At 74.5% G+C, this 24,712-nt stretch carries 29 protein-coding genes; 1 reads left to right on the top strand and 28 read right to left on the bottom strand.

Annotated elements, in window-relative coordinates; all coding sequences use genetic code 11:
• Nucleotides 1-2: 2 nt before the first annotated feature.
• The 10 genes from IF06_RS0116155 to hisD form a co-directional block, all read right to left on the bottom strand.
• Entirely contained in the window at nucleotides 3-428 is a 426-nt protein-coding gene (locus IF06_RS0116155; RefSeq protein ID WP_013287575.1) for an organic hydroperoxide resistance protein, read from the bottom strand.
• A 1-nt stretch (nucleotide 429) separates the two neighbouring features.
• Nucleotides 430-876 carry a MarR family winged helix-turn-helix transcriptional regulator gene (locus IF06_RS0116150; RefSeq protein WP_013287576.1) on the bottom strand — a complete coding sequence of 149 codons (447 nt, stop codon included), beginning with the start codon at nucleotides 874-876 and terminating at the stop codon, nucleotides 430-432.
• An 81-nt stretch (nucleotides 877-957) separates the two neighbouring features.
• On the bottom strand, nucleotides 958-1,383 hold the full coding sequence (locus tag IF06_RS0116145) for a Rid family hydrolase (RefSeq protein WP_030271943.1): 426 nt from the start codon (nucleotides 1,381-1,383) through the stop codon (nucleotides 958-960).
• The gene (priA, locus tag IF06_RS0116140; RefSeq protein ID WP_018785235.1) at nucleotides 1,380-2,108 is read right to left on the bottom strand and encodes a bifunctional 1-(5-phosphoribosyl)-5-((5-phosphoribosylamino)methylideneamino)imidazole-4-carboxamide isomerase/phosphoribosylanthranilate isomerase PriA; all 729 of its coding nucleotides are present in this window, start codon (nucleotides 2,106-2,108) and stop codon (nucleotides 1,380-1,382) included. Before priA ends, IF06_RS0116145 begins: the two co-directional genes overlap by 4 nt.
• A 19-nt stretch (nucleotides 2,109-2,127) precedes the next feature.
• Entirely contained in the window at nucleotides 2,128-2,448 is a 321-nt protein-coding gene (locus IF06_RS0116135; protein WP_030271939.1) for a hypothetical protein, read from the bottom strand.
• Between the two features lie 31 nt (nucleotides 2,449-2,479).
• Nucleotides 2,480-3,103: an imidazole glycerol phosphate synthase subunit HisH gene (gene hisH / locus IF06_RS0116130; RefSeq protein ID WP_030271938.1), complete on the bottom strand. Its 624-nt coding sequence runs from the start codon at nucleotides 3,101-3,103 to the stop codon at nucleotides 2,480-2,482.
• Nucleotides 3,103-3,270 (bottom strand): hypothetical protein, encoded by a 168-nt coding sequence (locus tag IF06_RS33950; protein ID WP_013475798.1) that lies wholly within the window; start codon nucleotides 3,268-3,270, stop codon nucleotides 3,103-3,105. The genes hisH and IF06_RS33950 overlap by 1 nt, the downstream gene beginning before the upstream one ends.
• A 58-nt stretch (nucleotides 3,271-3,328) precedes the next feature.
• Nucleotides 3,329-3,940, bottom strand: a complete 612-nt coding sequence (hisB, locus tag IF06_RS0116120) for an imidazoleglycerol-phosphate dehydratase HisB (protein ID WP_013287582.1) — start codon at nucleotides 3,938-3,940, stop codon at nucleotides 3,329-3,331.
• Nucleotides 3,937-5,010 carry a histidinol-phosphate transaminase gene (locus tag IF06_RS0116115; protein ID WP_030271936.1) on the bottom strand — a complete coding sequence of 358 codons (1,074 nt, stop codon included), beginning with the start codon at nucleotides 5,008-5,010 and terminating at the stop codon, nucleotides 3,937-3,939. Before IF06_RS0116115 ends, hisB begins: the two co-directional genes overlap by 4 nt.
• The gene (hisD, locus tag IF06_RS0116110) at nucleotides 5,007-6,332 is read right to left on the bottom strand and encodes a histidinol dehydrogenase (protein WP_030271934.1); all 1,326 of its coding nucleotides are present in this window, start codon (nucleotides 6,330-6,332) and stop codon (nucleotides 5,007-5,009) included. Before hisD ends, IF06_RS0116115 begins: the two co-directional genes overlap by 4 nt.
• A 108-nt stretch (nucleotides 6,333-6,440) precedes the next feature.
• Here hisD and IF06_RS0116105 point away from each other — a divergent pair, with 108 nt between their 5' ends.
• Nucleotides 6,441-7,136 carry an LON peptidase substrate-binding domain-containing protein gene (locus IF06_RS0116105; protein WP_030271932.1) on the top strand — a complete coding sequence of 232 codons (696 nt, stop codon included), beginning with the start codon at nucleotides 6,441-6,443 and terminating at the stop codon, nucleotides 7,134-7,136.
• Here the strand turns inward: IF06_RS0116105 and IF06_RS0116100 are convergent.
• From IF06_RS0116100 to IF06_RS0116015, 18 genes are all read right to left on the bottom strand, one after another.
• Entirely contained in the window at nucleotides 7,102-7,962 is an 861-nt protein-coding gene (locus IF06_RS0116100; RefSeq protein ID WP_013287586.1) for a DUF2567 domain-containing protein, read from the bottom strand. The genes IF06_RS0116105 and IF06_RS0116100 overlap by 35 nt on opposite strands.
• 48 nt (nucleotides 7,963-8,010) lie before the next feature.
• Nucleotides 8,011-9,552: an ATPase gene (locus IF06_RS0116095; RefSeq protein ID WP_013287587.1), complete on the bottom strand. Its 1,542-nt coding sequence runs from the start codon at nucleotides 9,550-9,552 to the stop codon at nucleotides 8,011-8,013.
• Nucleotides 9,553-9,692: 140 nt separating this feature from the next.
• Nucleotides 9,693-10,538, bottom strand: coding sequence for a hypothetical protein (locus tag IF06_RS0116090; RefSeq protein WP_030271931.1), 846 nt, complete (start codon nucleotides 10,536-10,538; stop codon nucleotides 9,693-9,695).
• Between the two features lies 1 nt (nucleotide 10,539).
• Entirely contained in the window at nucleotides 10,540-11,484 is a 945-nt protein-coding gene (locus IF06_RS0116085; RefSeq protein WP_013287589.1) for an RluA family pseudouridine synthase, read from the bottom strand.
• Complete coding sequence (gene lspA, locus IF06_RS0116080; protein ID WP_030271929.1) at nucleotides 11,481-12,083, bottom strand: signal peptidase II; 603 nt, start codon at nucleotides 12,081-12,083, stop codon at nucleotides 11,481-11,483. The genes IF06_RS0116085 and lspA overlap by 4 nt, the downstream gene beginning before the upstream one ends.
• Before the next feature lie 66 nt (nucleotides 12,084-12,149).
• Nucleotides 12,150-12,569, bottom strand: a complete 420-nt coding sequence (locus IF06_RS0116075) for a TraR/DksA family transcriptional regulator (protein ID WP_013287591.1) — start codon at nucleotides 12,567-12,569, stop codon at nucleotides 12,150-12,152.
• Between the two features lie 224 nt (nucleotides 12,570-12,793).
• Entirely contained in the window at nucleotides 12,794-14,299 is a 1,506-nt protein-coding gene (locus IF06_RS0116070; protein WP_030271927.1) for a potassium/proton antiporter, read from the bottom strand.
• Nucleotides 14,300-14,321: 22 nt separating this feature from the next.
• Complete coding sequence (locus IF06_RS0116065) at nucleotides 14,322-14,627, bottom strand: DUF167 domain-containing protein (protein WP_013287593.1); 306 nt, start codon at nucleotides 14,625-14,627, stop codon at nucleotides 14,322-14,324.
• A 2-nt stretch (nucleotides 14,628-14,629) separates the two neighbouring features.
• Nucleotides 14,630-15,238 carry a hypothetical protein gene (locus tag IF06_RS34965; RefSeq protein ID WP_420063440.1) on the bottom strand — a complete coding sequence of 203 codons (609 nt, stop codon included), beginning with the start codon at nucleotides 15,236-15,238 and terminating at the stop codon, nucleotides 14,630-14,632.
• A gap of 300 nt (nucleotides 15,239-15,538) precedes the next feature.
• The gene (locus tag IF06_RS0116055; protein WP_013287595.1) at nucleotides 15,539-16,342 is read right to left on the bottom strand and encodes a DivIVA domain-containing protein; all 804 of its coding nucleotides are present in this window, start codon (nucleotides 16,340-16,342) and stop codon (nucleotides 15,539-15,541) included.
• Nucleotides 16,343-16,383: 41 nt separating this feature from the next.
• Nucleotides 16,384-16,689: a YggT family protein gene (locus tag IF06_RS0116050; protein WP_013287596.1), complete on the bottom strand. Its 306-nt coding sequence runs from the start codon at nucleotides 16,687-16,689 to the stop codon at nucleotides 16,384-16,386.
• A 28-nt stretch (nucleotides 16,690-16,717) separates the two neighbouring features.
• The gene (locus IF06_RS0116045; RefSeq protein ID WP_013287597.1) at nucleotides 16,718-17,419 is read right to left on the bottom strand and encodes a cell division protein SepF; all 702 of its coding nucleotides are present in this window, start codon (nucleotides 17,417-17,419) and stop codon (nucleotides 16,718-16,720) included.
• A 193-nt stretch (nucleotides 17,420-17,612) separates the two neighbouring features.
• Complete coding sequence (locus IF06_RS0116040; RefSeq protein WP_013287598.1) at nucleotides 17,613-18,359, bottom strand: YggS family pyridoxal phosphate-dependent enzyme; 747 nt, start codon at nucleotides 18,357-18,359, stop codon at nucleotides 17,613-17,615.
• 9 nt (nucleotides 18,360-18,368) lie between these two features.
• Nucleotides 18,369-19,484, bottom strand: coding sequence for a cell division protein FtsZ (gene ftsZ / locus IF06_RS0116035; protein WP_013287599.1), 1,116 nt, complete (start codon nucleotides 19,482-19,484; stop codon nucleotides 18,369-18,371).
• A 246-nt stretch (nucleotides 19,485-19,730) separates the two neighbouring features.
• Nucleotides 19,731-20,549 carry a cell division protein FtsQ/DivIB gene (locus tag IF06_RS0116030; RefSeq protein ID WP_013287600.1) on the bottom strand — a complete coding sequence of 273 codons (819 nt, stop codon included), beginning with the start codon at nucleotides 20,547-20,549 and terminating at the stop codon, nucleotides 19,731-19,733.
• Nucleotides 20,546-22,027, bottom strand: coding sequence for a UDP-N-acetylmuramate--L-alanine ligase (murC, locus tag IF06_RS0116025; RefSeq protein WP_030271922.1), 1,482 nt, complete (start codon nucleotides 22,025-22,027; stop codon nucleotides 20,546-20,548). Before murC ends, IF06_RS0116030 begins: the two co-directional genes overlap by 4 nt.
• A gap of 31 nt (nucleotides 22,028-22,058) precedes the next feature.
• Nucleotides 22,059-23,165, bottom strand: a complete 1,107-nt coding sequence (gene murG / locus IF06_RS0116020) for an undecaprenyldiphospho-muramoylpentapeptide beta-N-acetylglucosaminyltransferase (protein ID WP_030271920.1) — start codon at nucleotides 23,163-23,165, stop codon at nucleotides 22,059-22,061.
• Nucleotides 23,165-24,667: an FtsW/RodA/SpoVE family cell cycle protein gene (locus tag IF06_RS0116015; protein ID WP_036310930.1), complete on the bottom strand. Its 1,503-nt coding sequence runs from the start codon at nucleotides 24,665-24,667 to the stop codon at nucleotides 23,165-23,167. Before IF06_RS0116015 ends, murG begins: the two co-directional genes overlap by 1 nt.
• Nucleotides 24,668-24,712: the final 45 nt, after the last annotated feature.

Below are 24,712 nucleotides of genomic sequence, written 5' to 3'. Positions count from 1 at the left end.
GCTCACAGGGCCTCGCGGACCGTGCGGGTCACCTCGACGTTCCCACGGGTCGCGTTGGAGTAGGGGCAGACCTGGTGGGCCGCGTCGACGAGCTGCTCGGCAGCCGCGCGCTCGACAGCGGGCAGGTCCACCACGAGCGTCACGGCCAGGCCGTAACCGCCGCTGCCGTTCGGGCCGATGCCCACCTCGGCCTCGACGACGGAGCCGGAGACGTCCGCCTTGGCCTGACGGGCCACCACGCGCAGCGCGGAGTGGAAGCAGGCCGCGTAGCCGGCCGCGAAGAGCTGCTCCGGGTTGGCCGCGCCGCCGGCGCCCCCCATCTCCTTCGGTACGGCGAGGTCCAGCTCGACCGTGCCGTCGGAGGTCCGGACGTGACCGTCGCGGCCGTCGCCGGTGGCGCGGGCGGAGGCGGTGTAGAGCACCTGCATGTCACTGCTCCTTCTGTCGGTGGATCGTCTCGGTGACCCGGGTGAGGATGCCGTGGAGGAAGACCAGCTCGGCCTCGGTGAGCCCGGTGGCGGATGCCACCTGCCGCGGCACGTCACCCATCCGCTCCCGCAGCGCCCGGCCCCGGTCGGTGAGGCCCACCTCGACCCGGCGCTCATCCGCCGCCGAGCGGGTACGCACCACCAGACCGGCCGCCTCCAGCCGCTTGAGCAGCGGGGAGAGCGTGCCGGAGTCGAGCCGGAGCGCAGCGCCGAGCTCGGAGACCGTGGGGGCGTCGTCGTCGTGCTCCCAGAGCACCAGCAGCACCAGGTACTGCGGGTAGGTCAGCCCGTGCTCGTCGAGGATGGGCCGGTAGACGTCGGTCAGGGCGCGCGACGCCGCGTAGAGCGCGAAGCACACCTGCCGGCGCAGTACCAGATCATCGGTCACGCCCTGAACCGTAGCGCGCAATCAAGTTGTGCACAACTTATCGGGGCGTGGAGCGGTGCGGCGCCGGTCACCCGGCACCGCTCAGCGGTCCGGCAGGTACGCCTCCAGCTCGACCTCGACCAGGAGATCCGGGTCGATCAGCCCGGCCACCACCACCATCGTGGCGACCGGGCGCACCGGGCCGAACACCGCGTTGTGCGCCCGGCCCACCTCGTCGGCGTAGATCCGGTCCGTCACGTACATCCGGGTCCGCACCACGTCCCCCGGCCCGGCGCCGACCTCGGCCAGCGCGTCCAGGCCGATCCGGATCGCCTGCGCGGTCTGCGCCGCCGCGTCGCCGGCGTGCGCGACCCGGCCGTCCACCGTGGACGTGCAGCCGGCCGTGATCGCCAGTGCGCCGGCCCGGACCACCCGCGAGTAGCCGTAGAGCGCCTCCCACGGGCCGCCCGAGCCGAGCCGGGTCACCACCCCGGCGTCCACCGGCCTCTCGGCCGGCTCGGCCGTCACGCGCCGGCCCGCAGCGTCGCCAGCGCCTCGGCGACGGTGAACGCGCCCGCGTAGAGCGCCTTGCCGGCGATCACGCCCTCCACCCCCACCGGCTCCAACGTGGCCAGCGCCCGCAGGTCGTCCAGCGTGGACACACCACCGGAGGCGATCACCGGGGCGTCGGTGCGGGCGCACACCTCGCGCAGCAGGTCCAGGTTCGGCCCGCGCATGGTGCCGTCCTTGGTGATGTCGGTGACCACGTACCGCGCCGCGCCCGCGGCGTCCAGCCGGGCCAGCACCTCGTAGAGGTCACCGCCGTCGCGGGTCCAGCCGCGCGCCGACAGGGTACGGCCGCGCACGTCCAGCCCGATCGCCACCCGGTCGCCGTACTCGCCGCAGATCCGGTCGCACCACTGCGGATCCTCCAGCGCGGCGGTGCCGATGTTGACCCGGGCCGCCCCGGTGCCGAGCGCCGCCCGCAGCGACTCGTCGTCACGGATGCCGCCGGACAGCTCCACCTTCACGTCCAGCTTGCCGACCACCTCGGCGAGCAGCGCGGCGTTGGAGCCCCGCCCGAACGCCGCGTCCAGGTCGACCAGGTGGATCCACTCCGCGCCGTCGGACTGCCAGGCCAGCGCCGCGTCCAGCGGGTCGCCGTACGCGGTCTCGCTACCGGCGGCGCCCTGCACGAGCCGGACGGCCTGGCCGTCGGCGACGTCCACGGCGGGCAACAGGGTGAGGCTCAACGCTTCTCTCCTCGGATCCTCAACGACGGTCCAGCGCGATCACCACGATCGCGGGCAGGACCAGCAACAACAACACGACCAGCACCAGCCGCAGCGCGAGGTCGTCCACCAGATTCCAGATGGCGGCCACCGCCACCACGGTGAGCACCAGGATCGTCGCCCGCTCGCGGCGGGTGTGCCGGCGCAGCCGGCCGGTACGGCCGCGCCGCAGCGATGGCGTCAGCCGGTGTACCAGAGAACGACGCCGCTCCCGGCGCGCCACCCGGCGGGCGCGGACGGCGCGCGCCCGCTCCTGCTCGGCCTCGCGCGCCGCGCGGCGGCGGGCCCGCTCCTTGCTCACGCGGACGCCCGCGTGCCCGCCAGCGGGCCGGTCACAGCGTGCCGAGCCAGTTGCGCAGCAGCGCGGCACCGGCGTCGGCCGACTTCTCCGGGTGGAACTGCGCGGCCGACAGCGGCCCCCGCTCCACCGCCGCGACGAAGTCCGCGCCGTGGTGCGAGGTGGTCACAGTGGCCCCCGCCTCGGCCAGCGCCGCCGGGTCGGTCACCCCGTAGGAGTGGACGAAGTAGAACCGGGTGCCCGCCGGCAGTCCGGCGAACAGCGTCGAGCCGGCCGGCGGCCGCACGGTGTTCCAGCCCATGTGCGGCAGCCGCCGCGCGGGCAGCCGGGTCACGCCGCCGGGCAGCAGCCCGAGCCCCTTGGTGACCACGCCGTGCTCCTCGCCGTGCCCGAACAGGATCTGCATGCCGACGCAGATGCCCAGCACCGGCCGCCCGGCGGCGACCCGGTCGGCGATGACCGGCCCGGCGCCCAGCGCCTCGATCCCGGCCATGCACGCGGCGAACGCGCCCACGCCCGGCACCACCAGGCCGTCGGCCGACGCGGCGGCGTCCAGGTCGTCGGTGACAGTCACGTCGGCGCCGGCGCGCGCCACCGCGCGCTCGGCCGACCGCAGGTTGCCCGAGCCGTAGTCGAGCACCACCACCCGCCGCGTCATCAGCTCTCCCCCGGCAGCAGCCAGAGCACCCCGGCAGCGGTCGCCAGCAGGGCCAGCAGACCGGTGATCACCACGGCGGCGCGAGGGGCGCCCTGCTTGAGCAGCGACCACGTCCCGCCGACCAGCAGGCCGGCCAGGATCAACAGAAGCGTGGGCAGCACCTTCATCAGAGCCACCTTCCATTCGCGACTGCGGGACTCCGCTGCGCTGCGTTCCTCGCGCTCATCAGAGAGCGCCCTTCGTCGACGGCACCACACCCGCGTTACGCGGATCGATAGCGGTGGCCTCGCGCAGCGCGCGGGAGACGGCCTTGAACTGCGCCTCGACCACGTGGTGGGCGTCCGGGTGGCCGCCGGGACGAGCCGCGCGCAGCACGTCCACGTGCAGCGTGATCCGGGCCGACTGGCCGAACGACTCCCAGATGTGCCGGGTCATGCTCGTCGGGTAGACCGGCCCGATGTACGGGGCCAGCGCCGGCTCGTCGTGCACCACGTACGGGCGGCCGGACAGGTCTACCGCGGCCCGGACCAGCACCTCGTCCATCGGGACGGTGGCCGAGCCGTACCGCCGGATGCCGGCCTTGTCACCCAGAGCCCGGTCGAACGCCGCGCCCAGCGCGAGCGCCGTGTCCTCCATCGTGTGGTGCGCGTCGATCTCCAGGTCACCGACGGTGTGCACGGTCAGGTCGAAGCCGCCGTGCCGGGCGATCTGGTTGAGCATGTGGTCGTAGAAGCCGACGCCGGTCTCGATGTCGGCCTTGCCGGTGCCGTCGAGGTCGATCTCGACGAGCACCTTCGTCTCGTTTGTGACCCGCTCGATCCGGGCGATCCGGCTCATGAAACTGTCTCCATCGCGGTGAGGAAGGCGTCGGTCTCGGTCGGGGTTCCGGCGGTGACGCGCAGCCAGCCGGGCAGGCCGACGTCGCGCACCAGCACGCCGGCATCGAGCAGGGTACGCCAGGCCACCGCCTGGTCCCCCTCGACGGCGAACAGCACGAAGTTGGCGTCGCTGTCGGCCACCCGGTGGCCCCGGGCGCGCAGCTCGGCGACGATCCGGTCCCGCTGCTCCTTGATCGCGGCCACGGTGCCGAGCAGAGCGTCCCGGTGCGCCAGCGCCGCGCGGGCGGCGGCCTGGGTGAGTGCGGACAGGTGGTACGGCAGCCGGACCAGCTGCACCGCGTCCACCACCGCCGGGTCGGCCGCCAGGTAGCCGAGCCGGCCGCCGGCGAACCCGAACGCCTTGCTCATGGTGCGGGTCACCACCAGCCGCGGGTGACCGGGCAGCACGGCGAGCGCGCTCACCGTGCCGGGACGGGCGAACTCGGCGTACGCCTCGTCCACGATCACCATGCCTGGTGCCTCGTCCAGCACGGCGGCGACCACCGCCGGGTCGAGCGCGGTGCCGGTCGGATTGTTCGGCGAGCAGAGGAACACCACGTCCGGCCGGTGCTCGCGGACCTGGGCCACCGCCTCGCCGGCGGTGAGCCCGAAGTCCTCGCCGCGCCGGGCGGGCACCCACCGGGTGCCGGTGCCGAGCGTCAGCAGCGGGTGCATCGAGTACGCCGGGGTGAACCCGAGCGCGGTGCGCCCCGGACCGCCGAACGCCTGGAGCAGCTGCTGCTGGATCTCGTTGGAGCCGTTCGCCGCCCACACGTGGTCGGCGGTGAGCCCGTGGCCGAGGTAGGCGGCCAGGTCGGCGCGCAGCGCCACCGCGTCCCGGTCCGGGTAGCGGTTGAGGTCGCGCAGCTCGGCGGCGACCGCCTTGCCGATCGCCGCCACCACCGGCTCGGGCACCGGGTAGGAGTTCTCGTTGGTGTTCAGCCGCACCGGCACGTCGAGCTGCGGCGCCCCGTACGGCGTCCGTCCGCGCAGGTCGTCGCGGATCGGCAGGTCGTCGAGCGTGGTCACGACGGGCCGCCCCCGGGGAACCGGACGCTGACCGCCTGGCCGTGCGCGGGCAGGTCCTCCACGGTCGCCAGCGTGACCACGTGCGGCGCCACCTCGCGCAGCGCGTCCTGGGTGTATTCGACCAGGTGCACGCCGCGCAGGAACGACTGCACGGACAGCCCGGAGGAGTGCCGGGCGCAGCCGCCGGTGGGCAGCACGTGGTTGGAGCCCGCGCAGTAGTCGCCGAGCGACACCGGCGACCAGGCGCCGACGAACACCGCCCCGGCGTTGCGGACCCGCAGCGCCCAGTCGCGGGCGTTCTCGGTCTGGATCTCCAGGTGCTCGGCCGCGTACGCGTCGACCACCCGCAGCCCTGCCTCCAGGTCGTCGACCAGGACCACGCCGCTCTGCTCGCCGCGCAGCGCGGTGCCGATCCGCTCGGCGTGCTTGGCCGCCGGCGCCTGCCGGGCCAGCTCCGCGTCGACCGCGTCGGCCAGCGCCGTGGACGGGGTGACCAGCACGCTCGCGGCCAGCGGGTCGTGCTCGGCCTGGCTGATCAGGTCGGCCGCGACGTGCGCCGGGTCGGCGGTGTCGTCGGCCAGGATCGCGATCTCGGTCGGGCCGGCCTCGGCGTCGATGCCGACCACGCCGCGCAGCAGCCGCTTCGCGGCGGTGACCCAGATGTTGCCCGGACCGGTGATCATGTCGACCGGCTCGCAGCGCTCGTCCCCGGCCGGGTCGACGCTCGCGCCGTACGCGAGCATGGCGACCGCCTGGGCGCCGCCGACCGCGTACACCTCGTCCACGCCGAGCAGCGCGCAGGCGGCGAGGACCCGGCGGTCCGGCAGCCCGTCGTTGTCCTTCTGCGGCGGGCTCACCACCACCAGGGAGCGCACCCCGGCCGCCTGGGCCGGGACCACGTTCATCACCACCGTCGACGGGTACATGGCCAGGCCGCCGGGCACGTAGAGACCGACCCGGTCGACCGGCACCCACCGCTCGGTCACCGTGCCGCCGGGCACCACAGTCGTGGTGTGGTCGGTGCGGCGCTGGTCGGCGTGGACCTTGCGGGCACGGGTGATCGACTCCAGCAGCGCGGCGCGTACCTGCGGGTCCAGCTCGTCCTCGGCGGCGCGGATCGTCTCGACCGGCACCCGCAGCCGCTCCGGCGAGACGCCGTCGAACCGTTCGCTCGCCTCCCGGATCGCCGGGTACCCATGGTCCCGGACCGCCTCCACGAGCGGGCGGATCCGCTCGACCGCCACGGAGACGTCGAGCTGGGCACGGGGCAGCAGGCGGCGCGGGTCACGGGCCCCGCCGCGCAGGTCGATCCGATTCAGCACGCCTGCGAGTCTAGGCCGCCGCCGGTGTCACCGGCCGGGGCCGCCCGCACGCCGGGACGGTGAGCCGGGACACGCGCGGGCGGGCGGGTTGGCGATACGCTCGATCACGTGAGCGCACGGCTGCCGGTGTTCCCGCTCGGGACCGTCCTCTTCCCCGGGCTGGTCCTTCCGCTGCACATCTTCGAGGAGCGCTACAAGGCGCTGGTGCGCCACCTCGTGGGCCTGCCCGAGGGCGCGCCGCGCGAGTTCGGCGTGGTGGCGATCCAGGCCGGCTGGGAGGCCGGGCCGCCGGGGCGTTCCGGGCCGCCCGGCGGCGACGTCACGCTGCACGAGGTCGGCTGCACCGCCGAGCTGCGGCAGGTCACCGAGTTGGCCGACGGCGGCTTCGACATCGTCACCGTCGGGCGGCGGCGGTTCCGGGTCGCCGAGGTGGACGCCTCCGCCGAGCCGTACCTGACCGCCGAGGTGGAGTGGCTGCCGGAGCCGGACGGCCCGGACGAGGTCTCCGACCTGCTGGCGGCCCGGGTGATCTCGGTGTTCCGGCAATACCTGGGCCTGATCCGGCCGGACCAGCAGGAGATCACCGAGCAGCTGCCGGAGGATCCGACGGTCCTGTCGCACCTGGTCGCCGCGACCGCCGCGCTGACCGTCGCCGACCGGCAGCGGCTGCTCGCCGTCGACGACACCGCCGGGCGGCTGCGCGCCGAGCTGCGCCTGCTCAACCGGGAGACGGCGTTGCTGCGGCAGGTGCGCGCGGTGCCGGTGCCGCTCAGCGAGCTGGCTGGTCCCCCGGCGCCGAACTGAACCCGGGCGGGGGCGGCGGCCAGGCCGCGTCGGGCTCCGGCTCCGGCCGCAACGACGGCCACCGCGACCAGCCCGCCAGCAGCGTGTACGTGACGGCGGCGCCGAACGCGGCGAGCAGCAGGTTCCCGTGCGGCACCGGCAGCGGGCCGTACCAGTCGACGCCGCCGGCGCGCAGGTCGACGGGCTTGGTGAAGGCGGTGCCCGGCGGCGCGGTCTCCACCAGCCGCTGGAACGTCGACAGCCCGATCCGGCGGCCGACCTGCCAGGCCACCACCGCCGCGCCGAGACCGCCGAGCGTCACCGCGAGCAGGCCGGCCGGGCCGCGCCGGCGGCGCAGCAGCACCCACAGGGCGATCGCGGCGAGCACGCCGAAGCCGAGCGTCAGGAGGCTGAACCAGCCGTCCGCGGCGATCGGCTGCTCCGGCTGCGTGGTCGCGTAGACCGTGCCGGCGGGGGTCTGCCGGACCGGGGTGGCGGGCGCCGCCCATGCCCACAGCAGGCCCAGCGGCGCGCCGAGCGCGGTGAGCAGTGCGACCACGCCGAGCGTGGTGAGCAGCGGGCGGCCGGATCGGGTGGCGTCGGCGCCGGGTAGCTCCGCCACCACGCCCGGGTATCCGGCGAGCGGGTCGGCGCCGGGCGCGGTGACCGGCGTGCCGGCGGGTACCGGCAGGCCGCCGGGCCAGCCGGGCGGCTGCTCGCGCTCGGGCCACGCGCCGCCGGGAAGCGGGGCCGCGTCGCCGGTACGCGCGTCGGTGCCGTCGGTGCGCGCGTCGGTGCCGTCGGTGCGCTCGCGCGCCCGCTCGGGCTCAGGGGTGTCCGGACTCACCCGTTGATCCTCTCAGGCCCGGGCACGGCTCGGGGCGGTGGTCGGCGCTCAGCGCGCGAACGGTTCCAGCATCACCGCTGCCGCCTTGAGCCAGGCGTTGCGGGTCTCGGCCTGGAGCTGGTGGTACTCGATCGAGGAGCCGGTCTCCAGCGCCGGGTCGTAGGGCACCACGGCGACCGCCCGGGTCCGGGTGGCGAAGTGCCGTTCCAGGTCGTCCTGCAACGAGGTACGCCCCGGCGTGGGGCAGGAGATCAGCGTGACCGCGTTGTCGGCCAGCTCGCCCATGCCCACCTCGTGCAGCAGGTCGAGCATCCAGTCCGCGCTGAACGCCGCGTCCTCGCGCGGCACGGTGGTCACCACGAGCTGGTCGGCGGCCTGCATGACGGTGCGCCAGTTCGGGCTCTCCACGTTGTTGCCGGTGTCCACGCAGACCACCTCGTGGGTGCGGCGCAGCAGCTCCAGCACCCGCTTGACGGTGAACTGGTCGAGCCGCTGGGCGAAGCGCGGGCTCTCCTCGCCGGCCAGCACGTCGTACGAGCCGTCGGAGGCATGCCGCAGGTAGTCGTCGAGGTGCGACAGCAGCGTGTTGCCTTCGAGGATCTCGATCTGCGCCAGGTCGTGGATCAGGTGGCGGATGGTGCGGGCGTGCCGGGCGCTGCCGGCCCGCAGACCGAGCGTGCCGCGCAGCTCGTTGTCGTCCCAGGCGAGCACGCCGCGCCCGCGGACGCTGCCCACCGTCGCGGCGGCGAGCACGGTGGCTGTGGTCTTGTGCACCCCGCCCTTGGGGTTGGCGAAGGCGAGCACCCGCGGGGTGCCCAGCTCGCGGCGCAGCACGCTGGTGGCCCGTTCCAGTTCCGGGTCCGGCTCCGGGGCGCGCCACTGCACCTGGGCCGCGTCGACCCGGCCGGAGCGGCCCTCCAGCGGGCGGCGGGGCGCGGGCACCACCGGCTCCGGGGCGGGCGGCGTGTCCGGCCGGTAGCGGCCCCGGTCGAGCAGCGCGTAGCGGGACTCGGGCGGCGGCGGCGCGGGCCGGTAGCCGCCGTCGAGAAGGGAGTACCGGGACTCGGCCGGCGCCTCGGCCCGGCCGCGCGGCTCCGGACGGGCCGGGTCGGGCCGCCAGGACGGTTCCGGGCGCGGCTCGGCGGTGAACGGCTGCTCGGGGCGCGGGTCGGGCGCGAACGACGGGTCGGCGCGCCAGGACGGGTCGGGCGGATAGGGCTGCCCGGCGCGCCAGGACGGTTCGGGGTCGCTGCGGTACGCCGGTTCGGCCTGGTAGGCCGGCTCGCCGTCGTGCCGGGGATCGGCGCGGAAGGCCGGGTCGACCCGGAACGTGGCCTCGGCCCGGTAAGCGGGCTCGGCGCCGTACGACCCGTCGGGGGCGCGGCCGACGGCGGTGGCGCGGCCGGTCCACCCGGTGCCCGCGCCACGGCGGGGCAGCGGGTCGGGCGGCGGCGCCGGTTGCTCCTCGACGTGCCGGTCGGCGTCGGCGTGCTCCGCGCCGCGACCGCCGAGCCGGGCCCGGTCGAGCAGCGCCCGCCACCGCGGTGCCGGCTCGCCCTGCCGACCCCAGCCGGTCTCGCTGCCGTCCAAGGATTCGCCCTCCCCCAGCCCATCGATCTCCGCCTGACAGGCTACGAACGAAACCCTATTCGGACCACTCCCCGCGCCGCACATCGCCCGGTGGCCCGCCGCACCATGGGATCGGCCCGGTCGCCGTGTGCCCCGATGTCTCAGGAGGTGGGAGCGGGATTGGGCGCCCCGGAGCCGGTGACGGACCCGGGGGCGGTGGGTGAAGGTCCGCTCACCGTCCGTGCGGCTTCCGACGAATCGCCCATTCCGCCTGCCTCGGCCGGCCCGGTGTCGGCCGGCGGCCGGACCACGTCACGCTGCTCGGGAAGCGGCGGGGTGAACACGGTCCGGTCCAGACGTGTCACCTCCGGCGCCGGGTCCACCACCCGCACGCCCGGACGACCGGCCAGCCCGCGCAGGGCGTCCGGCGGGGCACTGACGACCGCGGCGTAGACGCAGGCGCAGCCCGTCCGGTACGCCTCCGCCTCGCGGGCGGCGACCTCGGCGCCGCTGTCGTACACCCGGCGCAGTTCCGGATCGGCGGTGGCGGCGGCGCGGGACCGGTAGTCCGCGGTCTCCCGGTCCTTGCGCGTCGCGACGCCGGCCATCCCGGCCACCACGTCCCGGGGCAGGGTCAGCGCCGCGATCCGGACGATCTCGGTCTGCCGGCCGGGCAGCGGCACCCGTGCCACCACCGCCGAGACCCGCGTGCCGTCCAGCGTGGCGGCCGCCCGCGCCGGGGTCAGGTAACCGTCGAACGAGACCAGCGCGTAGCCGTCGGGCGCGTCGAGGCGGGCCAGTTCGTCCCCGGCGGCGCGCAGGTACGCCGGGATGCTCGCGCCGTCGATCACACCGACCCGGGTCACCTCGCCCACAGTACGGTCGCTCACCGGGCGGTCCCGCCGCTGTGCCACCGCCACCACGAGCACCACCAGCGCGCAGGCCAGCGCGAGCCAGGTCAGCGCGGCGGACCGGGACCGGCGGGGCCGCGCGGCGTCGTCACTCACGTCAGTCGCGCAGGATCTCCAGCGCCCGGGCCAGGTCGTCCGGGTACTCGCTGACGAACGTCACCTCGTCGCCGGTGCCCGGGTGCGCGAAGCTCAGCGAGCGGGCGTGCAGCCACTGCCGGGACAGCCCGAGCCGGGCCGACAGCGTCGGGTCCGCGCCGTAGGTCAGGTCGCCCACGCAGGGGTGCCGCATGCTGGAGAAGTGCACCCTGATCTGGTGCGTACGCCCGGTCTCCAGCCGCACGTCGAGCAGGCTGGCGGCGGGGAACGCCTCGAGCGTGTCGTAGTGCGTGATGCTCGGCTTGCCGCCGGAGACCACGGCCCAGCGGTAGTCGTGGTGCGGGTGCCTGTCGATCGGCGCGTCGATGGTGCCGCGCAGCGGATCCGGGTGACCCTGCACCACGGCGTGGTAGCGCTTCTCCACCTCGCGGTACTTGAACGCCCGCTTCAGCGCGGTGTACGCGCGCTCGCTCTTGGCCACCGCCATGATCCCGGTGGTGCCCACGTCGAGCCGGTGCACCACACCCTGCCGCTCCGCGGCGCCGCTCGTGGAGATCCGGTGGCCGATGCCGGCCAGCCCGCCGATCACTGTGGGGCCGGTCCAGCCCGGGCTCGGGTGCGCCGCCACCCCGACCGGCTTGTCGACCACCACGATGTCGTCGTCGGCGTACACCACTGTCAGGCCGGGCACGGCCTGCGGCACCACGGCGGGCGGCGCGGCCGGCGCCGGCAGCGTGACCTCCAGCCACGAACCCGCCTTGACCTTGTACGAGTTGGGCCGGGCCACGCCGTCGACGAGCGCGTCGCCCGCGTCGATCAGGCCGGCGGCGGCGGTACGGGAGAGCCCGAGCAGGCGGGACACGGCCTGGTCCAGGCGCATGCCGTCGAGGCCGTCCGGCACGGGCAGGGAACGGGTGTCGCCGCCGGCGGCGAACGCGGAGGTCACGCGCTCTCCCGCTGCTCGGCCGGGGCGGCGTCGTCGCGCTTCTCGTCGCGCAGCCGGGAGCCGTCGCGCTGCCGGCCGGTCAGCTCCAGGAAGACCGCGAGCACCACGCCGCACACCAGTGAGCTGTCGGCCAGGTTGAACACCGGCCAGACCTGGCCGTACGGGTCGAAGAGGCTGATCATGTCGACCACGTGGCCGACGAAGTGCCCTGGAGCGCGGAAGATCCGGTCGATCAGGTTGCCGAGCGCGCCGCCCAGCACCAGGCCCAGCGACACCGCCCACGGCAGCGAGCGCAGCCGCAGCGCCATCCAGGTGATCCACCCGATCACCACGAACGTGATGATCGGGAAGATCCAGGTGTGGTCGGAGCCGATGCTCCAGGCCGCGCCGCTGTTGCGGGTGAGGCTGAGGTAGACCGCGCCGCCGAGCAGCGACACCGGCTCCCGGCCGGTCAGCTCGGCCAGCGCGAGCTGCTTCGTGCCGAGGTCCGCCAGCAGCGAGAACAGGGACACGCCGAGCAGCAGGCCGACGGCCTTACGGCGGGGCGCGCCGGCGCCCGTCTCGGTGGTGCCGGACCCGGCGGGCGGTGCTGCGGTCATCTGCTCCCCATCGACGCTTGCGACGGCGTGGTCACCGTCTGCCGTACGGCCGCCGGGGAGCGGTGATCAGCGCCGCTCCGCCAGCTGCTTGCACGTCACGCAGAGGGTGGCCGACGGGAACGCGGCGAGCCGCTCCACCGGGATCGGGTTGCCGCACCGCTCGCACCAGCCGTAGCCACCCTCGTCGAGGCGCTCCAGCGCGCGCTCGACCTGCGTGATCCGTTCCTTGATGCTGTTGGCGAGAGAGATCTCCTGCTCCCGCTCGAACGTCTTGGTGCCGGTGTCGGCCTGGTCGTCCCCGGCCGAGTCGGTCAGCCGGTCGCGCTGCAGCTCGGTGATCTCGCTCAGCGTCTGATCGTACTCGGCGTTGAGCTCGTCCCGCCGTGCCGCCAGGGCGGCCCGGATCTTCTCGGTCTCCGCCGCGCTGCGGGTGGCCTTCGCCACCGGCTTGCGACCGGCGGTCCTGGTGTCGGCTGGCTTCGCCATCGTCAGCTCCCTCAGCCGCGTGGCGCGGCGGTCAGCGGTGCGTGGGCGGGACGCCATCGTCGGCGTCGTCCGCGTACGGAAGGGTGCACGGCGAGCGGGCCCGCCGTGCACTCCGGAGGTTGGCAAGAATACGGAACGTACAGGCGTCCGACAACGTGCCGCACCGTCGTCCCACGTATCCGCCCCGGACTGCCATCAATCGGGGCAAAAGGAACGGTAGCAGATCAGCGGGCCGGCTCCTCGCCGTACTCCCCGAACCACCTCGCCAGCCGGCCCCGGCGGCTCACCGCCCGCAGCCGCCGCTCGGTCTCGTCCCGTACGCCCGCGGTGGCGACGATGAGCAGGCTGTCCCCGACCTTGAGCCGGGTGTCGGCGCCCGGCACGAAACCGGCACCGTCGCGCAGCACGAGCGTCACCGCCGCGCCGACCGGCAGCCGCAGCTCGTCCACGTGCACCCCGGCCAGCCGCGACCCGGCCGGCACCTCCATCTGGAGCAGGTCGGCGCGCATCCGTTCCAGCGGGGCGGTCTCCAGCAGGATCTCGCTCGCCTCGGCCGGCGCGGTCACCCCCAGCCGGCGGGCCGCCGGCGCCAGCGTCCCGGCCTGGAGCAACGTGAAGATCACCACCAGGACGAAGACGGCGTCGAACAGGCGGGCCGCGCCCGGCACGTGCAGCGACAGCGGGATGGTCGCCAGCACGACCGGCACCGCGCCGCGCAGCCCGGCCCAGGACAGGAACAGCTGCTCGCGCAGGTTCACCCGGAACGGCAGCGCGGAGACCGCCACCGACAGCGGCCGGGCGAGCAGCAGCAGGGCCAGCCCGGTGATCACGGCCGGCAGCACCGCCGCGTCCAGCCGGCTCGGCGAGACCAGCAGGCCGAGCAGCACGAACAGGCCGATCTGGGCCAGCCAGGCCAGCCCGTCGGCGAAACCGAGGATGGCCTGGCGGTGCGGCAGCCGCGAGTTGCCGAGCAGCACGCCCGCGACGTACACGGCGAGGAAGCCCGAGGCGTGCAGCACCGAGCCGGCCGCGTACGCCAGCACGGTGAAGCCGACCACCGCGATCGGGTACAGGCCGGCCGACGGCAGCGCGGCCCGGCGCAGCGCGTACCGGCCGGCCAGGCCCGCGCCGACACCGACCGCCGCGCCGGCGCTCAGCTCGTAGCCGAGGAGCAGCACCTCGTACCACCAGGGGTGGGCGGCCTCGACCCCGGCGCGGGACAGCAGCAGCACCAGCAGCACGACCGGGGCGTCGTTCACCCCGGACTCGGCCTCCAGCGCGGCCACCAGCCGGGGCGGCAGGCGCAACCGGCGCAGCGTGGCGAACACGGCCGCCGCGTCGGTGGAGGAGAGCACCGCGCCGTAGAGCAGCGACAGCCGCCAGTCCAGGCCGAGCAGCACGTGCACCACCACGCCGACGACCACGATGCTGACCACGACGCCGACCGTGGACAGCGCCGCGGCCAGGCCCAGCACCGGCCGCAGCGTGCTCCACCGCGCGGTCAGCCCGCCCTCCGCGATGATCACGATGAGCGCGCAGAAGCCGAGCACCCGGGTCAGTTCGACGTCGTCGAACCGGATGCCCAGGCCGGCCTCGCCGAGCAGCACGCCCAGCGCCAGGTAGACCAGCAGGCTCGGTACGCCGAGCCGGGTGGAGAACCGCACCGCGCCCACCGCGACCAGCAGCACGGCAGCGCCCACGAGCAGCGCGACGTCGAGCCCCGGGGTCATCGCCGGCCGGCCGGACCGGACCTCACGCCGTGCTGCCGTCGCGCAGCCGGCGCAGCACCTCGGGCAGCCCGTCGTGCGGGCGCTCGACCAGGAACAGCTTGTCCCGGCTGGCCGCGCCGGACCGCAGCGACACGGTCGCCGGCCGGATGCCGAGCGCGTCGGCGAGCGCGCGCCGGGCCGCCTCGGTGGCGCGGCCGTCCACCGCGGGCGCGTGCACCGCGACGACGAGCGCCGGACCGTACGGCCCGTCGAACCGCCCGCCCACCCGGGCGCGGGCCGCCCCGGGCTTCACCCGCACCGCGACGGTGAGTGTGTCCGCGATCGTCATGGTCAGCGCGGCCGGGCCTCGGTGAGCAGGGTGGTGGCGGCGGCGCAGTGCGCGCACGGGGTGAAGCCCAGCGCGACCGCCTCGGCGACCGGCAGCGGTTCGTCCTCCCGGCCCACCAGGTGCGGGCAGCCGGGCAGGTGGAAGCGGGGATGGCCGTCGACCACCAGGACCTCGTCGGGCAGCCGGACCAGCCGGGCGACCTCACCCGTGGAGAGGAACTCGGCCGGCGGGTCGCCGTCGAACGCCTCGCCCGGTGCGGGCGAGGTGGGCCGTGCGGTCTCCGGCACGCGCGGGCCGGGCGGCGAGTAGGGCACCGCGTCCGCGACCACCGGATCCTGCGCCGCGTACGGCCCGGCGGCGGGCTCGCCGTCGAACGCCGGCGTGTACGGCCCGGCAGCGGGCTCGGTGCCGGACGCCGACGTGTACGGCCCGGCAGCAGGCTCGCTGTCGGACGCCGACGTGTACGGCCCGGCGTCGAACGGCTCGGCCGGCGGTGAGTACGCGGCCGGCGGCGGGGCGTCGTCCGGCTCGGTCACCGGCGACCCGGGCGGTTGCCGCCACCCGGATCCGCCGGCGCCGAACGTGGACGTGTGGTGCGGGACCGGGATCACCGGCTCGTCCGGGGACGGGACGGTGTGCGCGGTCCGCAGTCGCGGCCCGGTCTCCCGGCCGGCCGTGGCCCGCGCCGCGGCGGCCTGGCGGGCGAACGCGACGAAGGCGACGGCGGACAGCAGGCTGGCCGCGATCGAGACGATGAGCAGGAGGCTGGATCCGCCGGCGAGGCCGGCGATCAGCAGCACGACCGCGACGAGGATGAGCAGGATGCTGGCGGCTACCACGGCTCACCCCCGGCCGCGTCGTGTCGGTCTGGGCGGTCGGTGGCCGTCACGGGGACGGCCACCGACGCGGGATCAGCGGCCGGACTCGAGCGAGCCCGCGCGGCCACCGCCGTAGGAGCCGGCGAGACCGGCCGCGGCGAGACCGTTGCTGCCGGCGGCACGGGTGCCCTCGGCGCGGTTCATCTCCACCTCGAGGCCCTGGCCGCGACCGTCGAGGTCACGCAGCTGGCTCTCCAGGTACGCCTTGAGGCGGGTGCGGTACTCGCGCTCGAACTGCTTGAGCTCCTCGATGTGCTTCTGCAGCGCGGTGCGCTTGGCGTCCAGGCCGCCCATGGCCTCCTGGTGCCGCTGGCGGGCGTCCCGCTCCAGGGCGTCGGCCTTGGCGCGCGCCTCCCGGGTGACCTCCTCGGCCTTCGAACGGGCCTCGGAGAGCAGCTGGTCGGCCTCGCGACGGGCGTCGGAGACGTGGTCGTCGGCGGTGCGCTGGGCCATCATGAGCACCCGCAGCGCCTGCTGCTCGCCGTCACCGGTCACGCCGGCCGGGCCGCCCTGCGTGCGCACCTGCTCCAGCTCGGCCTGCATCGCGCGGGCCGCCTGCTCGGCGGCCGCCTTGTCGCGCTGCACCCGGTCGAGCTGGGCCTTGACGTCGTTGAGCTCCGCCGCGAGGCGGGCGTCACCGCCGGGGCCGGCGGGAGCGCCACCCCGACCGCCGCGCTCCACCTGGGCGCGCAGCTCGTTGTTCTCCTCGATCAGACGGGCCAGCTCGCGCTCGACCTCGTCCAGGAAGGCGTCGACCTCCTCCTCGTCATACCCCCGCTTGCCGATCGGCGGCTTTTTGAAGGCGACGTTGTGAACGTCGGCCGGGGTCAGCGGCATCGAAACTCCTCGGGTCAGTTGCGGCCGCGAAAGCGCTCTGGTCAGGCAAACGCGAAGATCAGGCGCCTAAACACGAACTCCATCAGCACGAACAGGATAACCAGGAGCACAAGGGAGGCCAGGTCGATGCTCACGGTACCAATTCGCAGTGGCGGGATCACACGCCTCAACGCTCGCAGGGGCGGATCAGTGACGCTCCACACGACTTCCAGTCCCGCCGACGCTCCCCGCCCCGGTTGCCAGCGGCGACCATAGGCCAGCACCGCCCCGAGGACAAATCGCGCCAAAAGGACAATTAGGAAGATGTACAGCAGCAGGTAGAGCACCTGGAACAGGATCGACAACACGGCAGGCGACGTCCCTCGGTCGTGCGGCTCAGCTCAGGCTGAAGAAGCCGCCCTCAGCGATCTTGGCCTTGTCCTCCGCGGTGACCTGGACGTTGGCCGGTGAGAGCAGGAACACCCGGTTGGTCACGCGCTCGATCGTACCGCGCAGACCGAACGCGAGCCCGGCGGCGAAGTCGACGAGCCGGCGGGCGTCCGCCTCGTCCATCTCGGTGAGATTGATGATCACCGGTACGCCGTCGCGGAAGTGCTCGCCGATCGTCCGCGCCTCGCGGTACGTGGTCGGGTGCAGCGTGGTGATCTGGTAGCGCTGCTCGTCCTCCGGCGCCACGCGCTCCCGCTCCCGCGGCTGGGCCTGCGGCGCGAGCGCGAGATTGTCCCGGGTGTGGTAGGTCAGCGCGCCCGAGGTGTCACCGGCGGAGGACCGGGTGATCGACCGGACGCTGGACCGCTCGGCCCGCTCCGGGCGCTCGGCCTCGGCCCGGTCGGCGTCGACCGCGCGGCTGGAGGCGCGCTCGGACAGCCGGCCCCGGTCGCCGAGCCGGCTCCGCGTCGTCGGCGGCTCCTCGGCCTCGTCGTCGTCCTCGTCGGCGAACTCCTCGGCGTACCGGCTCGACCGGTAGCGCGACGATTCCCGGTAGCCACCCTTGTCGTAGCCACCGTCCTCGTACGCCCGCTCGTCGTCCTCCTCGACGAGACCGAGCCAGACCCCCGCCTTGCGCAGTGCACCCATCCCCGCGCCCTTCCGTCCGCCGTGCGGCACGCGCCCCCGTGCCGTGTCGCTTGATCACGAGTGGACGATCATGCCCACCGGACCGGATCGGCAATCCCCTGACGCGCGGTTCGCGGTCCGCCCGTCACGGCCCCCGGCTACGGGAACGCCGTCCTGAACAACACTGATGTAATTTGCTTCCGTCGTGGTGAGGCTACCGCAGCGCAGGGCGCATTCCGAGCAACGCGCTGCCGACACGGACATGTGTCGCGCCGTGCCCGATCGCGCTCTCCAGGTCTCCGCTCATGCCCGCCGACAGCACCGTCGCGTCCGGATGGTCGGCCCGCAGTGCCGCCGCCACCTCGGCCAGCCGGGCGAACGCCCGGTCCGGCTCCCAGCCCAGCGGCGCCACCGCCATCAGGCCCGCCAGCCGCAGACCGTCGGCGCCGGCCACCGCCGCGGCCACCGGGTCGAGCCCTCGCTGCGGATCGGCCGCGCCGGGCAGCGCCCCGCCCCGGGCCGGGTCGCCGTCGATGCTCACCTGCACCAGCACGTCCAGCGGCCGGTCCCGGACCGCGCCGGCCGCGGCGTCCAGCGCGGCGGCCAGCCGGACGCTGTCCACCGACTGGACCACGTCGGCGTACCGGACCACCGAGCGGGCCTTGTTGCGCTGCAACTGGCCGATGAAGTGCCAGCGCGGCGCGGCCCCGGCGGCGGCGACCGCCTCCGCCTTCGGCGCCGCCTCCTGGTCGCGGTTCTCCCCGACGTCGCTCACGCCGAGCCCGGCCAGCGCGACCACGTCCGCCGCCGGGTACGTCTTGGTCACCGCGACCAGTGTGACCTCGTCGCGCTGCCGCCCGGCCGCCGCGCAGGCGTCGGCGATGCGGGCCCGGACCCGGGCCAGGCCGGCCGCGAGTTCGGCACGCCGCTCGGGCCGCACCGCCGTCTGTGACTCCGTCATCGGCGCGGCTCAGGACCCGTTCTTCAGGAAGTCGGGCACGTCGACGTCGTCGAAGAGCACCCGGCGCGACGGCTGCTGCGGCGCCGGCATGGTGGCCGGCGGGCTCACCGGCGCGTTCGGCTGGGCCGGCGGGTTCTGGTTGCTCTTGCGCGGCGCTTCCACCGCCTTGTACGCCGGCGTGCCCCCGTCGAAGCCCGCCGCGATCACGGTGACCCGCACCTCGTCGCCGAGCGCGTCGTCGATGACCGCACCGAAGATGATGTTCGCGTCCGGGTGGGCCGCGTCGGTGACCAGCTGCGCCGCATCGTTGATCTCGAACAGGCCGAGGTCCGATCCGCCGGCGATGGAGAGCAGCACGCCGCGCGCGCCGTCCATGCTCTGCTCGAGCAGCGGGCTGGAGATCGCCGCCTCGGCCGCCTCGACGGCGCGGTTCTCGCCCCGCGCGCTGCCGATGCCCATGAGCGCGCTTCCGGCGCCGCTCATCACGCTCTTCACGTCGGCGAAGTCCAGGTTGATCAGACCCGGCGTCGTGATCAGGTCGGTGATGCCCTGGACACCGGAGAGGAGCACCTGGTCGGCGGTGCGGAACGCGTCCATCATGGAGATGTTGCGGTCGCCGAGCGCGAGCAGCCGGTCGTTCGGGATCACGATGAGCGTGTCGCACTGGTTGCGCAGTTCCTCGATGCCCGCCTCGGCCTGGACCTGCCGGCGCTTGCCCTCGAACGAGAACGGCCGGGTGACCACACCGATGGTGAGCGCACCGAGCTTGCGGGCGATGTTCGCCACGACCGGCGCGCCGCCGGTGCCGGTGCCGCCGCCCTCGCCGCAGGTCACGAACACCATGTCGGCGCCCTTGAGGACCTCCTCGATCTCGTCGCGGTGGTCCTCGGCGGCGTTCTTGCCGACGTCCGGGTTGGCGCCCGCGCCCAGTCCCCGGGTCAGCTCCCGGCCCACGTCGAGCTTGACGTCGGCGTCGCTCATCAGCAACGCCTGCGCGTCGGTGTTGATCGCGATGAACTCGACGCCCTTGAGCCCAACCTCGATCATCCGGTTGACGGCGTTGACGCCGCCGCCCCCGATGCCGACGACCTTGATGACCGCCAGGTAGTTGTGCGGAGGTGTCATCTCCGGTCCTTTCCCTTCGAGATTGGCATGGGCCGACCCCACACGGCTTGGCCGGATCAGCGGTCGAGCACTCCCCCGTGGCCTCCGACGGCTGAACTCTCACCCTCTACTAGAGGCTTAGAGTTATGTCAACCACTGATCTCTTCGGGGCAACGTATGCGCCGCCGCGCCAGGAGCCAAGGACCTGTTCCGGCGTGTCGCCGACCGAGCGACAGGGGACACAGCGCGGGCTCGCTGAGCCACGGGTCACTCGAACGTGACCACGTCCGGCGCGCTGACGTCGATCCGGTCCGCCTTGCGGCTCAGCAACGAGGTGGCCACTGTCGACTTGTCGGTGCCGCGGGAGGCGTCGCCCCAGAAGACCTGACGCTCGCCGCGCAGCAGCAGCGTGATCCGGGCCAGGCCGGCCACGTCCACCGCGACCAGCTCCGCGCGCAGCTTCTCCCCCAGCGCGGCGAGCACCGCCAGCCCGGCCCGCGTACCCGGGTCGTCGGGGCCGGGCCGGGCGACCCGGACCTGCGGCAACCCGTCCGGCGCCCGGTCCAGTCGCTGGAAGACCACACCCGAGCCGTCGACGACCACGAAGCCGTCGCCCTGCGGCACCGCCGCCACCGCGGTGCGCTCCTGCACCCGGATCACCAGCGTGTCCGGCCACTGGCGCTCCACGGTGGCGCGGGCCACCGGCGGCAGCGTGCCGACCTTGCGCGCGGTCGCGTCCAGGTCCACCCGGGCCAGCGGCTCGTTGTCCGGCACCGCCGCGGCGTCGCGGATCTGCACCGGGGTGACCAGTTGCGCGCCGACCACCCGCACCTCGCGTACGCCGAACAGGCCGGTGCCCAGCACCGTCCACGCGACCAGGCCCGCGACGGCGAGCACCGCCGCGGCGACCGCCCAGGGCAGCGCGGCCCGCATCCGCCGTTGCCGGGCCCGGGCCATGAACCGGCGGGTCGACGGCGGCACGGCGTCCGCGTTCGCCCGCACGAGCTGCCAGCGCCGGGCCGGGCTGCGCCGCCCCGCCCCGCCGTCCGGTCCGGGGGTACGGCCGCGGGCCGGACCGGGACTCATCCGGCGGGGGTCGCCGCGCCGTCCGGGTCGACGCCGGCGCCGAGCCCCGTGCCCCCGGCGGAGCGGGCGAGCAGGGCGTCGAGCAACTGGTCACCCATCAGCGAGATCGGCGGCGCGCCCATCGTCACCACCACGTCGCCGGTCCGCGCCCGCCGGGCAACCTCGCCCGGCACGTCGTCCCACGCCTCGACGAACACCTTGCGCTCGGCCGGCAGCGGCACCTCCTGGATCAGCGCGGCCGAACCCTCGCCGGGACGGCGCGTCTCGCCGGGGCCGAAGACCTCCAGCAGCACCACCTCGTCGGCGATGCCGAGCGCGGCGGCGATCTCCGCCTGGTTGTCGCGGGTGCGGTAGAGCCGGTACGGCTGGAACACCACGATCAGCCGGCCGTCGCCGGCCACCTCGCGCAGCGTCTGCAACGCCAGCGTCATCGAGGTCGGGTGGTAGGCGTACTCGTCGTAGACCAGCACACCGTCCGCCGCGCCCTTGCGCTCGAAGCGGCGCCGCACGCCGGGGAACGCGCCGAGCGCGGCCTCCGCCGCGGCCACCGGCAGGTCCAGCAGGTACGCGGCGAGCACCGCGGCGGCGCTGTTGAGCGCCATGTGCCGGCCCGGTACGGGCAGCCGGATCTCACCCAGCGGCCGGCCCTCGACCTCGGCCTGGTAGCGCACCCCGTGCGCGGACGAGACGACCTCGCTCATCCGCAGGTCCGCGTCGGCGGACTCGCCGTACGTCCAGACCCGGCGGCCCTCGGCGCGCAGCGTCTCGGCCAGCCGGCGTCCGCCCGCGTCGTCGGCGCAGGTGATCACGAAGCCGGCCGGGTCGGTGAGCCGGGCGAACTCGGCGAACGCCGCCTCCAGCGTGGCCAGGTCGCCGTAGGTGTTGAGGTGGTCCGCCTCAATGTTCGTGATGATCGACACGAACGGGCGGTAGATGAGGAAGGAGCGGTCGCTCTCGTCCGCCTCGACCACGAAGTGCTCGCCGGTGCCGTGGTGCGCACCGGAACCCACCTCGGAGATCTCGCCGCCGATCACGAACGACGGGTCCGTGCCGGCCTGCTGGAGCACCATGGTGACCATCGACGTGGTGGACGTCTTGCCGTGGGTGCCGGCCACCGCCACCGTGCGGCGCCCGGTCATCGCGGCGGCGAGCGCCTCGGAGCGGTGCAGCACCCGCAGGCCCCGGCGACGCGCCTCGACCATCTCCAGGTGGTCCTGCGGGATGGCGGAGGAGTAGACCACCGTGTCCACCCCGTCGAGGTTCGACGCCTCGTGGCTGGAGTGGATGGTGCCGCCGAGCGCCCGCAGGCCGGCCAGCGACGGCCACTCCCGCAGCTCGCTGCCGGAGACCGGCAGACCCCGGGTGAGGAAGAGCCGGGCCAGCCCGGCCATCCCGACGCCGCCCACCCCGATCAGGTGGATCCGGCCCAGGTCCTCCGCCGTCATGGTGCCGGCGGGCGTGAACTGCGCGGTGTTCATCAGACGTACCTTCCCGTCGCGGTGCCCCTCATCAGCGGGCCACCGCCTCGTAGACGAAGTTCAGCAACGCCACGTCGCCGTCGCGGCGGCCGTACCCGGCTGCGGCGTGGCTCATCGCGTACAGCCGCTGCGGGTCGCGGATCAGCGGGATCACCGTCCGCTCCAGCCACGCCGGGGTCATCTCGGCGTCGTCGACCAGCAGACCGCCGCCCGCCTCCACCACCGGCAGCGCGTTGCGCTTCTGCTCCTGGTTGCTGTGCGGGTAGGGCACGTAGATGGTGGGCAGGCCGATCGCGGCCACCTCGGCGCAGGTCATCGCGCCGCCCCGGGCCAGCATCAGATCGGCGGCGGCGTAACCCAGCTCCATCTCGGACAGGTACGGCAGCGTGACGTACGGCACCGGCAGGTCGGTCGGCACGGAGACCGGCTCGTTGCGGGCGCCGATGACGTGCAGCACCTGCACACCGTTGCGGGCCAGCTCCTTCGCCGCGCCGGAGACGGCCAGGTTGATCGAGCGGGCGCCCTGCGAGCCGCCGGCGACGAACAGCACCGGCAGGTCGGGACGGAGTCCGAAGTGGGCGCGGGCGGCGTCGCGCAGCGCGGCCCGGTCCAGCCCGGCGATGCCCCGGCGTAGCGGCACGCCGACCACGCGGGCGTCGCGCAGCGCCTCGGCCTGGGCCGGCTGGTGCGGGAAGCCCACCGCGACGTTCTTGGTGAACTTCATCCCGAGCCGGTTCGCCACGCCCGGCGGCACGTTCACCTCGTGGATGACGATCGGCAGCTCCCGCCGCCACGCGGCCAGGTAACCGGGCACCGAGACGTACCCGCCGAAGCCGACCACGGCGTCGGCCTGGACCTCGTCGATCACCTTGCCCGCGGCGCGCGCCGCCTTCCACATCCGGTCCGGGGTACGCACCAGGCTCATGTTGACCGACCGGGGAAGCTGGTAGGCCGGGATCTGCCGCAGGTCGTAGCCGGCCGGCGGGATCAGCTCGTTCTCCAGCCCCTTGGGTGTGCCCAGACAGGTGATCCGGACGCTCGGGTCGTGTCGGCGCAGGCAGTCGGCGAAGGCGAGCAGCGGGTAGATGTGCCCGCCCGTACCCCCTCCGCAGAGCACCACCGAACGCAGCGGACCCATCAGCGTCTCCTCTCGCTCGCCGCGCCGGTGCGCGCCCGGTCGGACCGGGCGCCGCGGGGCGCGGCCTGATCGTCCTGCCGCCGCTGCCGGGACCGGGGCACGGACCCTCGGTCGGCCGGGGGCGGCGCCGGTCTGCGGCGCCGGCCGGGAAGCGGCGGCAACGGGGCCCACACTAGTCGGACCCATCGGGCGGGCGGACGGGCATGCAGCGCTCGCGCCGCGTCCGGCTCGGCGCGGGCGAACGAGGCGAGCATGCCGATCGCGGCGAGCGTCACCACCAGGGCGCTGCCGCCGTCGGAGATGAACGGCAGCGGTACGCCGGTCAGCGGCAGCAGCCCGGTGACGCCACCGATGTTGATGACGGCCTGGCCGACCAGCCAGGCGGTCACGCCGGCGGCGGCGAGCCGGCGGAACGGGTCCTCGACCCGGCGGGCGATCCGCATCCCGGTGTACGCGAGCACGGCGAACAGCGTCAGGACCACTGTGCAGCCGACCACGCCCAGTTCCTCGGCGACGATGGCGAAGATGAAGTCGTTGTGCGCCTCGGGCAGGTAGTTCCACTTCAGCGAGCTCTGGCCCAGGCCGACGCCGAACCAGCCGCCGTTGCCGATCGCGTAGCGGGCCTGCACGAGCTGGTAGCAGTAGTCCAGCTTCTGCTCGAAGCAGGTCTTCGGATCCGGCGGGTCGAGCCACATGGTGAGACGGCCGAGCCGGTAGTTGTCCGCGTCCCGGGAGCCGGAGCCGGCGCCGAGCGAGGCGGCGGCCACCAGCAGGCCGATGCCGGCCAGGCCGATCGCGGAGAGCGCGGCGAAGACCCGGCCCCGCACGCCGGCCGCCCAGAGCAGCCCGACCACGAGCGCCAGCAGGCAGAGCATGCTGCCCAGGTCGTTGAAGCCGACCAGCACGAACAGCAGGCCCACCACCGGGAACAGCGGTGTCGCCAGTTCCTTCCACCAGCCCAGCGAGGCGCCCTTGCGGGCCAGCACGTGCGCCGCCCACAGCACCAGCGCGAACTTCGCCACCTCGACCGGTTGCAGCGAGATCGGGCCCAGGGAGAGCGAGAGGAGTTCGGCCCGCAGCGGCCCGATCGACGTCACCCCGAACAGCGAGTTCAGCGCGACGAACAGGTTGAGCGTGAGCAGCAGCGCCACCGCCACGCCGAGCGCCGGGCGGCTCACCGCCCGGAACGTGCGCGCGGGCAGCCGCTGGCAGGCCCAGAACGCGCCGATGCCGATCACCGCGAACACGGCCTGCTTGGTCAGCGACGCGGACGCGTCACCGCCCTCGGCGAAGTCCTTCACGCTCGTGGCGGAGAAGACCATGGTGAGGCCGATCAGCAGCAGCAGGCCGGCGCTGGACAGCAGCAGGTAGTAGGAGGCCAGCGGCCGGGCCAGCAGGCCGCGCAGCGCGGCCAGGCCACCGGCCGGATCCCAGCGCGCCGCGGGCGGGTCGGCCGGTGGCGTGGCCGCCGGGGCACGGCGGGCCGGCGGGTCGCTGGTCACCTGGATGTCTCGTCCCTCCCCCACAGGCCCATCATGGCCGCTCGA

The organism is Micromonospora globosa, from assembly GCF_000717585.1.
GTDB classification, from domain to species: domain Bacteria; phylum Actinomycetota; class Actinomycetes; order Mycobacteriales; family Micromonosporaceae; genus Micromonospora; species Micromonospora aurantiaca.
This window is presented reverse-complemented; position numbering and strand designations above follow the sequence as displayed.

Bases quoted from the DNA above. Each gene is read 5' to 3' on its own strand.
- lspA (WP_030271929.1), bottom strand. From the start codon at position 12,083: ATGACCGCAGCACCGCCCGCCGGGTCCGGCACCACCGAGACGGGCGCC.
- murG (WP_030271920.1), bottom strand. From the start codon at position 23,165: ATGGGTCCGCTGCGTTCGGTGGTGCTCTGCGGAGGGGGTACGGGCGGG.
- ftsZ (WP_013287599.1), bottom strand. From the start codon at position 19,484: ATGACACCTCCGCACAACTACCTGGCGGTCATCAAGGTCGTCGGCATC.
- IF06_RS0116045 (WP_013287597.1), bottom strand. From the start codon at position 17,419: ATGGGTGCACTGCGCAAGGCGGGGGTCTGGCTCGGTCTCGTCGAGGAG.
- hisH (WP_030271938.1), bottom strand. From the start codon at position 3,103: ATGACGCGGCGGGTGGTGGTGCTCGACTACGGCTCGGGCAACCTGCGG.
- IF06_RS0116070 (WP_030271927.1), bottom strand. From the start codon at position 14,299: ATGACCCCGGGGCTCGACGTCGCGCTGCTCGTGGGCGCTGCCGTGCTG.
- IF06_RS0116030 (WP_013287600.1), bottom strand. From the start codon at position 20,549: ATGAGTCCCGGTCCGGCCCGCGGCCGTACCCCCGGACCGGACGGCGGG.
- IF06_RS33950 (WP_013475798.1), bottom strand. From the start codon at position 3,270: ATGAAGGTGCTGCCCACGCTTCTGTTGATCCTGGCCGGCCTGCTGGTC.
- IF06_RS0116075 (WP_013287591.1), bottom strand. From the start codon at position 12,569: ATGGCGAAGCCAGCCGACACCAGGACCGCCGGTCGCAAGCCGGTGGCG.
- murC (WP_030271922.1), bottom strand. From the start codon at position 22,027: ATGAACACCGCGCAGTTCACGCCCGCCGGCACCATGACGGCGGAGGAC.
- IF06_RS0116040 (WP_013287598.1), bottom strand. From the start codon at position 18,359: ATGACGGAGTCACAGACGGCGGTGCGGCCCGAGCGGCGTGCCGAACTC.
- hisB (WP_013287582.1), bottom strand. From the start codon at position 3,940: ATGAGCCGGATCGCCCGGATCGAGCGGGTCACAAACGAGACGAAGGTG.
- IF06_RS0116065 (WP_013287593.1), bottom strand. From the start codon at position 14,627: ATGACGATCGCGGACACACTCACCGTCGCGGTGCGGGTGAAGCCCGGG.
- IF06_RS0116155 (WP_013287575.1), bottom strand. From the start codon at position 428: ATGCAGGTGCTCTACACCGCCTCCGCCCGCGCCACCGGCGACGGCCGC.
- IF06_RS0116055 (WP_013287595.1), bottom strand. From the start codon at position 16,342: ATGCCGCTGACCCCGGCCGACGTTCACAACGTCGCCTTCAAAAAGCCG.